The organism is uncultured Planktosalinus sp. (assembly GCF_963973675.1).
Taxonomy (GTDB): Bacteria; Bacteroidota; Bacteroidia; order Flavobacteriales; family Flavobacteriaceae; genus Planktosalinus.
This window is the reverse complement of the sequence record NZ_CAXBAN010000125.1, coordinates 1-6,950: the sequence shown is the minus strand read 5'-3', so window position 1 is coordinate 6,950 and position 6,950 is coordinate 1. Positions and strand designations below refer to the sequence as shown.

The 6,950-nt window shown below is 35.4% G+C and carries 10 protein-coding genes and 1 pseudogene; 6 read left to right on the top strand and 5 right to left on the bottom strand.

Features of this window, described 5'->3' with window-relative positions:
- Window positions 1-307 (bottom strand): DEAD/DEAH box helicase (locus tag AACY61_RS06520; RefSeq protein WP_339610774.1); only part of this gene is annotated, 307 nt, incomplete at its 3' end.
- Between the two features lie 82 nt (window positions 308-389).
- Between AACY61_RS06520 and AACY61_RS06515 the strand changes: the two genes are divergently transcribed.
- Genes AACY61_RS06515 through lptB form a run of 4 tightly spaced genes read left to right on the top strand, consistent with a single transcriptional unit; the run spans window position 390 to window position 3,318 of the window.
- On the top strand, window positions 390-1,355 hold the full coding sequence (locus tag AACY61_RS06515) for a KpsF/GutQ family sugar-phosphate isomerase (protein WP_339610773.1): 966 nt from the start codon (window positions 390-392) through the stop codon (window positions 1,353-1,355).
- Entirely contained in the window at window positions 1,355-2,191 is an 837-nt protein-coding gene (tatC, locus tag AACY61_RS06510; RefSeq protein WP_339610772.1) for a twin-arginine translocase subunit TatC, read from the top strand. The genes AACY61_RS06515 and tatC overlap by 1 nt, the downstream gene beginning before the upstream one ends.
- Window positions 2,178-2,534, top strand: coding sequence for a carboxymuconolactone decarboxylase family protein (locus AACY61_RS06505; protein ID WP_339610771.1), 357 nt, complete (start codon window positions 2,178-2,180; stop codon window positions 2,532-2,534). The genes tatC and AACY61_RS06505 overlap by 14 nt, the downstream gene beginning before the upstream one ends.
- Window positions 2,535-2,574: 40 nt before the next feature.
- Entirely contained in the window at window positions 2,575-3,318 is a 744-nt protein-coding gene (gene lptB, locus AACY61_RS06500) for an LPS export ABC transporter ATP-binding protein (RefSeq protein ID WP_339610770.1), read from the top strand.
- Here lptB and AACY61_RS06495 read toward each other — a convergent pair.
- Window positions 3,315-4,058 (bottom strand): CDP-alcohol phosphatidyltransferase family protein, encoded by a 744-nt coding sequence (locus AACY61_RS06495; RefSeq protein ID WP_339610769.1) that lies wholly within the window; start codon window positions 4,056-4,058, stop codon window positions 3,315-3,317. The two genes, lptB and AACY61_RS06495, sit on opposite strands and share 4 nt — an antisense overlap.
- Window positions 4,059-4,188: 130 nt before the next feature.
- Here AACY61_RS06495 and AACY61_RS06490 point away from each other — a divergent pair, with 130 nt between their 5' ends.
- Window positions 4,189-5,256: a PorV/PorQ family protein gene (locus AACY61_RS06490; protein WP_339610768.1), complete on the top strand. Its 1,068-nt coding sequence runs from the start codon at window positions 4,189-4,191 to the stop codon at window positions 5,254-5,256.
- On the opposite strand, the gene AACY61_RS06485 is transcribed toward AACY61_RS06490, so the two are convergent.
- Genes AACY61_RS06485 through AACY61_RS06475 form a run of 3 tightly spaced genes read right to left on the bottom strand, consistent with a single transcriptional unit; the run spans window position 5,257 to window position 6,530 of the window.
- Window positions 5,257-5,505, bottom strand: coding sequence for a hypothetical protein (locus tag AACY61_RS06485; RefSeq protein WP_339610766.1), 249 nt, complete (start codon window positions 5,503-5,505; stop codon window positions 5,257-5,259).
- A 3-nt stretch (window positions 5,506-5,508) separates the two neighbouring features.
- Window positions 5,509-6,024 (bottom strand): OmpH family outer membrane protein, encoded by a 516-nt coding sequence (locus AACY61_RS06480; protein WP_339610765.1) that lies wholly within the window; start codon window positions 6,022-6,024, stop codon window positions 5,509-5,511.
- A gap of 47 nt (window positions 6,025-6,071) precedes the next feature.
- On the bottom strand, window positions 6,072-6,530 hold the full coding sequence (locus tag AACY61_RS06475) for an SRPBCC family protein (RefSeq protein WP_339610764.1): 459 nt from the start codon (window positions 6,528-6,530) through the stop codon (window positions 6,072-6,074).
- Window positions 6,531-6,663: 133 nt separating this feature from the next.
- On the opposite strand from AACY61_RS06475, the pseudogene AACY61_RS06470 reads away from it, so the two are divergent.
- Window positions 6,664-6,950: pseudogene (locus tag AACY61_RS06470) on the top strand (peptidylprolyl isomerase); the annotation flags it as partial.

The window sequence follows — 6,950 nt, the reverse complement described above, 5'->3', positions numbered from 1 at the left end:
CTTGTTTCACTTCTGTTTTGTTGAGGGAGGAATTAAGAACATGTGCAATACCTGTTTCAGAGGAGTTTCCTCTGAGAAAGTCTACCTGATTTTTCATCAATGCGATAAGGGGAGAAACAACTATAGCTGTACCTTCTGCAATCAATGCCGGGAGTTGATAGCACAGAGACTTTCCACCACCTGTTGGCATAATGACAAAAGTATTGTTATTGCTTACAACACTTTTGACAACCTCTTCCTGCAACCCTTTGAATGCTGAAAATCCAAAATGCTTTTTGAGAGCTGCGTGTATGTCAATTTCGTTCACTTACTACAATTATTTTATCTACATTTGTAGTCTAAATATACTAATTTCCTGATAAGACACAAACCTAATAAACTGTTAAGATTTGCAAAGTCATAAAAAAATCATTTCCGTTGCCAGACAAACCATCGAGACAGAGAGCAAAGCCATTGCTTATCTTGCTAAACTTGTAGATGATGAGTTTGCAAATGCAGTTACTCATGTGTTCAATTCCGGTGGTAGGGTTATTATTACAGGCATTGGAAAAAGCGCAAATATTGCTACCAAGATTGTAGCTACATTAAATTCTACCGGAACACCGGCTGGATTTATGCATGCAGCTGATGCCATCCATGGTGATTTAGGAACTATTCAACCAGAAGATGTGGTTATTTGTATTTCTAAAAGCGGAAATACTCCTGAGATTAAAGTTTTAGTACCGTTGATTAAATCTTTGGGTAATACGTTAATTGCCATTACATCAAACAAGGATTCCTTTTTAGGAAAGCAAGCTGATTTTGTTCTTAATGCTTTTGTTGAAAAGGAGGCATGCCCAAATAATTTGGCACCTACTACGAGTACTACTGCACAATTGGTTATTGGAGATGCTTTTGCTATGTGTTTGTTGGATATAAGAGGGTTTTCCAGTAAGGATTTTGCTCGATTTCATCCCGGGGGTTCTTTAGGAAAGCAATTGTATTTACGTGTTTCTGATTTGACTGATGCCAATGAAAAGCCTAAGGTTGGATTGCAATCGAGCCTTAAAGAGGTGATTGTTGAAATTACTGAGAAAATGCTTGGTGTAACAGCTGTAGTTGAAGATGAAAAAATCATAGGTATTATAACTGATGGCGACTTAAGAAGAATGCTTGCAAAAACAGATGATATTAGTAAACTTAAGGCAAAAGATATTATGACCACCAACCCAAAACGCATTGAAGGTCAGGCGATGGCTGTTAAAGCGATGGATTTGATGGAAATGCACGGAATATCACAACTACTGGTAGAAGATAAAGGCCTTTATAAAGGTGTACTTCATATTCATAACTTAATAAAAGAGGGAATTATTTAATGGCAGCCCGAAAGAAGAAAGACCCCAATGCGGAGATGACATTTTTGGACCACCTGGAAGACTTGCGTTGGCATCTTATCAGAGCAACTTTGAGTATTGTGGTTGTTGGTTTTGTAGCTTTTTTAGCAAAAGATTTCATTTTTGATGTAATTATATTCGGACCTAAACAAGCCGATTTTGTCACCTACAGAGTGCTTTGTGATATTGCGCAATTTGTTGGATTGCAAGACAGTTTTTGTTTTGATGAACTTCCGTTCAGAATACAAAGCAGGACGATGGCCGGACAGTTCTCAGCACATATTTGGACTTCAATCACCGCAGGTTTTGTAGTAGCTTTCCCCTATGTGATTTATGAATTCTGGAAGTTTATCAGTCCGGGTCTTATGGAAAACGAAAGGAATACAGCTAGAGGATTTATTGCTGTTTCGTCATTGTTGTTTTTTATGGGAGTTATTTTTGGGTATTATGTCATTACTCCTCTGTCAATTAACTTTTTAGGAAGCTATCAGGTGAGTGGTGAGGTATTTAATGATTTTGACTTAAGTAGTTATATAGGATTAGTACGTTCTTCTGTGATTGCATCGGGTTTAATATTTGAACTGCCCATTATTATTTACTTTCTGACCAAAATAGGATTGGTAACCCCTGAAACTTTAAAAAAATACAGAAAAATCAGTTTGGTTGTGGTGCTTATTTTATCTGCTGTAATCACTCCCCCAGATATTGTGAGTCAAATAATTGTAGCGATTCCAATCCTGATTTTGTATGAACTAAGTATTGTAATTTCCAGAATTGTAATTAGAAATCAAAAACGAAGAGAAAATGCAAAAAAATAAAGTTGATGAATTCAATGCTTACCGCGAACGCATGAATGAAAAACTGTTGGCTGATAACAATAAAATCATAAAGCGTATCTTTAATCTTGACACGAACGCCTACATGGAGGGTGCTTTGGATATAAAAACTAAAGAACTATTAGGCCTGGTAGCTTCTGCGGTGTTGCGTTGTGATGATTGTATTGCTTATCATTTACAAACAGTCTTCGAACTGGGTGCTACCAAGGAAGAAGTAATGGAAACACTAAGTATAGCAACTCTTGTAGGGGGAACAATTGTTATTCCACACTTAAGAAGAGCATATGAATTTTGGGAGGCATTGGAGTTACAACACAATAAATAATCTTTTTTGGGTTTAATTAAAAAGAACAATTTACTTTTTTATGAAACTAAGAGCTGAAAACCTTGTAAAAACCTATAAAGGACGTGATGTGGTCAAAGGCATCAGTGTGGAAGTGAACCGCGGTGAAATAGTTGGTCTATTAGGTCCTAATGGTGCCGGAAAAACTACTTCTTTTTATATGATTGTCGGTTTGATTAAGCCCAATAAAGGTAAAATATTTCTCAATGAAACTGAAATCACAAAATACCCCATGTACAAGAGGGCTCAAAACGGAATTGGATACCTAGCCCAAGAGGCTTCGGTTTTTAGAAAATTGAGCATAGAAGAAAATATTTTAAGTGTTTTACAGCTCACGAAACTTTCGAAAAAAGAACAACATGCCAAAATGGAATCCTTAATTGAGGAATTTGGTTTGGGACATATCAGAAAAAACAGAGGAGATTTACTTTCAGGTGGCGAACGCCGTCGCACCGAGATTGCGCGTGCTCTGGCAACAGACCCCAGCTTTATCTTACTTGATGAACCATTTGCCGGTGTTGATCCTGTTGCCGTAGAAGACATTCAGCGTATTGTTGCACAACTAAAAAATAAAAACATTGGAATTCTGATAACAGATCACAATGTTCAGGAGACACTTGCTATTACTGATCGCACTTACCTGATGTTTGAAGGTAGTATTTTAAAACACGGTGAGCCTGAAGAACTTGCTGCCGATGAAATGGTTAGGAAAGTTTATTTGGGTCAAAACTTTGAACTACGCAAAAAGAAATTAAACTTTAATTAGACATTCTTTCGTTTGTTAGCTATCAGTGAAATGATTAGGTAGAGTAATATAATCAGAGGGATGGCCACAAACCATAAAGTAACAAGAAGGGCGATGCTTACAATAAGAAATACATAGCGTTCAGAATTTGCTTTAAAGCTTCGGGTTTTAAATTTCAATGAAAATAATGGAATCGGAGCATTCAGCAAAAAAACACTTATCAATGTAAGTACAATCAAAATAAACGGGTTTAAAAGAATGTCAAATGCCAGCTCAGAGGGTTGATAAATTAATATTAGCGGCAAGCTTATTATCCATAATGCGTTGGCAGGTGTAGGCAGGCCAATAAAAGAGTTTGTTTGCCTTTCGTCAATATTAAATTTAGCCAATCTGTATGCTGAACCCAACGTTACTATTAGGCCCAATAAAGGTAAAAAGGCTTCAGAAGTCAGATTGATTTCAGTTTCATCCCAAAGATTTTTTGGTATAAATTCTAAACAAGCCATATTTATGAGTTGCATCATCACAATTCCGGGTGCCAATCCACTTGTTACTACATCGGCTAATGAGTCGAGTTGTTTCCCTATATCGCTTTGAACTTTTAGCACTCTTGCTGCCAAACCATCAAAAAAATCCAAAAAGATTCCAAGTATCACAAAACCTGCTGCAAGCGATAAATTTCCCTGTACAGCAAAAACAACTGCTATAGATCCAAAAAGCAAGTTTAGTAAAGTGATAAAATTTGGAATAAATCGAGCCATCTCATAGTTGTTTTTTGTTTCTGTAAATTTAGCAAACTATTTTCGTCTAAGCTTTAAAATTAAACAATAACTGACAACTTTTATAGTTTAATAAACAGTAAAAATTAGATATTTGCAATAAAATAAGCCCTTGAAAAAGAATTTTCTGTTACTGTTATTTTTTTCGGTAAGTATAGTCTCGGCGCAAACTGCCAGAAAATATTCAAATGAATTTATGAATATTGGGGTTGATGCGGCGGCACTAGGTATGGCAAATGCAGTTACCGGGATTACTTCAGATGTAAATGCTGTTTATTGGAATCCTGCCGGAATCCTGCATTTGGAAGACAATCAAATGGCGCTTATGCATGCTTCTTATTTTGCAAATATTGCTACTTATAATTATGCAGCTTTTGCAATGCCTTTGGATGACCGAAGCGCAGTTGGAGTTTCTGCAATAAGGTTTGGGGTTGATGATATTTTGAATACAACTCAGCTAATTGATCAGCAAGGCAATATTGATTATAATCGGATTAGTTTATTTTCAACAGCCGATTACGGGTTTGTATTTTCTTATGCGCGAAAACTGCCGCTGGATGGATTGAATTATGGAGTGAATGCTAAAGTGATTCGAAGGGTAATTGGTGAATTTGCATCTTCCTGGGGTTTTGGTTTTGATGTAGGAGTTCAATTTGAAAGAGGTGATTGGCGCATTGGTATCATGGCCAGAGACATCACTACAACTTACAATTTATGGACAATTGATGAAGAGCAATTTGCTACCATTCAGGGCGCTGTGGATGGTCAGAACCAGGAACAACCCGAAACCACTGAGATTACGATTCCAAAGTTGCAAATTGGTGCAGGAAAAAGATTTGATTTTAGAGGTGATTACTCGCTTGTAGCATCAATGAATCTCAATATGCGATTTGTTCAAACCAATGATTTGATCTCTACGAGTAGTTTTAGTATTGATCCTGCATTGGGTTTTGATTTTGGGTTTATTGATATGGTTTTTTTACGAGCCGGAGTTGGAAATTTTCAAAACGTATTGCAACTGGATGGCTCTGAAAGTCTCAATTTTCAACCAAATATTGGCGTTGGTTTTAAATATAGGGGAATCCACATAGATTATGCCCTTACTGATATTGGAGATCAAAGTGCGGCATTGTATTCCAATGTATTTTCAGTTAAAATTGATTGGAATGTTTTCAGATAATTAACTTGTGACTTTGTAAAGTTGACCTCTGTGTGGTTTTAGGGCATCTCTTACTGCAGGCATTTTGTTTCGGTCAACTACTAAATAAGCAATATAATGTTGTTCCGAAATTTTTTCAACATCTGAAATCGGAGATTCCAGTTTTTTGTTGGCAGCATATTCAATCAAATGAAATCTATGATGTGTTGCTGTTTTTTCTGCATCGGGTCCGTGAAAATCCCAAATGAGTTTGAGGCGTTCAGAGGTCATAAACTATTGTTCCTTAACTTCGATGCCCAATTGACTTAAAACAGCATTTGTTATATCGAATGCAGGATCCAGATATACAAGGTTTCCGTCCTGACCTGTATTAAATATCTGGGTGTATTGTTGTTCTTTTGCAACGATATCCATTGCTTCAGCAATTTTTTGATATAATGGTCTTTTTAGTTCGTCTTCTTTGATACGTATCAGTTGAACTCCATTCTGTCTAAATTTTGTGATGTCTTCCTCCAATTCAAATATTTCAGTTTGTTTCTCCTCAAGCTGAGTCTCTGAAAATGAATCGACATTGGTGTTGTATTCATTCAACTTAGATTGATAATTGGCCATTTTCTCTTTTAGCTGGCTGTCAAGAGTTTCTCCATAAGTTTTTAGCTCATTTTGGACAGATTCTATTTGGGGCATTTGAGAAATGATAAAATCAACATCGATGGTTCCCACTTTTGACTGGGCTGAAGTGATTGATGTAAATAATAAAAAACTAAAAATAAAAAGTATTCTATTCATGGTAATATTTTTTTTGCAAAAGTAGCTGAAATATTGCTGTTGTGCAATTATGACTTTTCAGTAACAGAAATTCCTTTTTCAGCAAAGTTTTTAAAATCTTCCATAAATTTATAAGATTGTTTTTTAAAAGCACCCGGCATCAAAAACCCCATCATTTTCATCATAAATCCTGAAAATTGAAACTCTGTAACTGAAACCCACTCAGTTTTTTGTTCATCAACTTCCTTGAAGTAATTTTCCTGAATATTATGAACTCCTTTTGTGTCATAGGTCCCATGAAACTCATTGGGTAACTCGCGTTTCAAAATAGTTTCTACAAGTTCCATGGAACGTTTTCCCATTTTGTAATTTAAATTTGAAACGGCTCCTTCCTGTCCTTGAATACCTGAAACATGTTCAAAACTAATAAATCCTTTTTGCCAATGTCTCAAATTGTCCGGATTGTCAAAAAGTTCAATTACTTTTTGTCTCGGCAAATCTAAAGTAATACTGATCGTGTACTTCATTGTTTTTTTGTTTTTTAGGTTGGTTTACAAATATATCAAAATGGATAACTTTTTAGTAATATGTTATGAATTACATCTTGGTTAACAATCGAATTTTGCTATTTTTGCAATTATTCTAAAAATAATAATCACTATGAAAAAAAGCAGGTATTTCTTATTCATTTTTTTGGTAATATCCACATTTTCCTATTCTCAAAAACTAGACAAAAATGTACTTTTAACCATAGATGATGAGCCCGTTTTAATAGATGAATTTCTAAGAGTTTACAACAAAAATATTGACATGGTTCAAGAGGGTAATAAGCAAAGTAAAAATGATTACTTAGAACTATTTGTGAACTATAAATTAAAAACCAAAGAAGCTTTTGAACAAGGGCTTCATCAAAAAGCTGAGTTTCAAAAGGAATTAAGTACACGATC

Bases quoted from the DNA above. Each gene is read 5' to 3' on its own strand.
- AACY61_RS06505 (WP_339610771.1), top strand. From the start codon at position 2,178: ATGCAAAAAAATAAAGTTGATGAATTCAATGCTTACCGCGAACGCATG.
- lptB (WP_339610770.1), top strand. From the start codon at position 2,575: ATGAAACTAAGAGCTGAAAACCTTGTAAAAACCTATAAAGGACGTGAT.
- AACY61_RS06485 (WP_339610766.1), bottom strand. From the start codon at position 5,505: ATGACCTCTGAACGCCTCAAACTCATTTGGGATTTTCACGGACCCGAT.
- AACY61_RS06480 (WP_339610765.1), bottom strand. From the start codon at position 6,024: ATGAATAGAATACTTTTTATTTTTAGTTTTTTATTATTTACATCAATC.
- tatC (WP_339610772.1), top strand. From the start codon at position 1,355: ATGGCAGCCCGAAAGAAGAAAGACCCCAATGCGGAGATGACATTTTTG.
- AACY61_RS06495 (WP_339610769.1), bottom strand. From the start codon at position 4,058: ATGGCTCGATTTATTCCAAATTTTATCACTTTACTAAACTTGCTTTTT.
- AACY61_RS06475 (WP_339610764.1), bottom strand. From the start codon at position 6,530: ATGAAGTACACGATCAGTATTACTTTAGATTTGCCGAGACAAAAAGTA.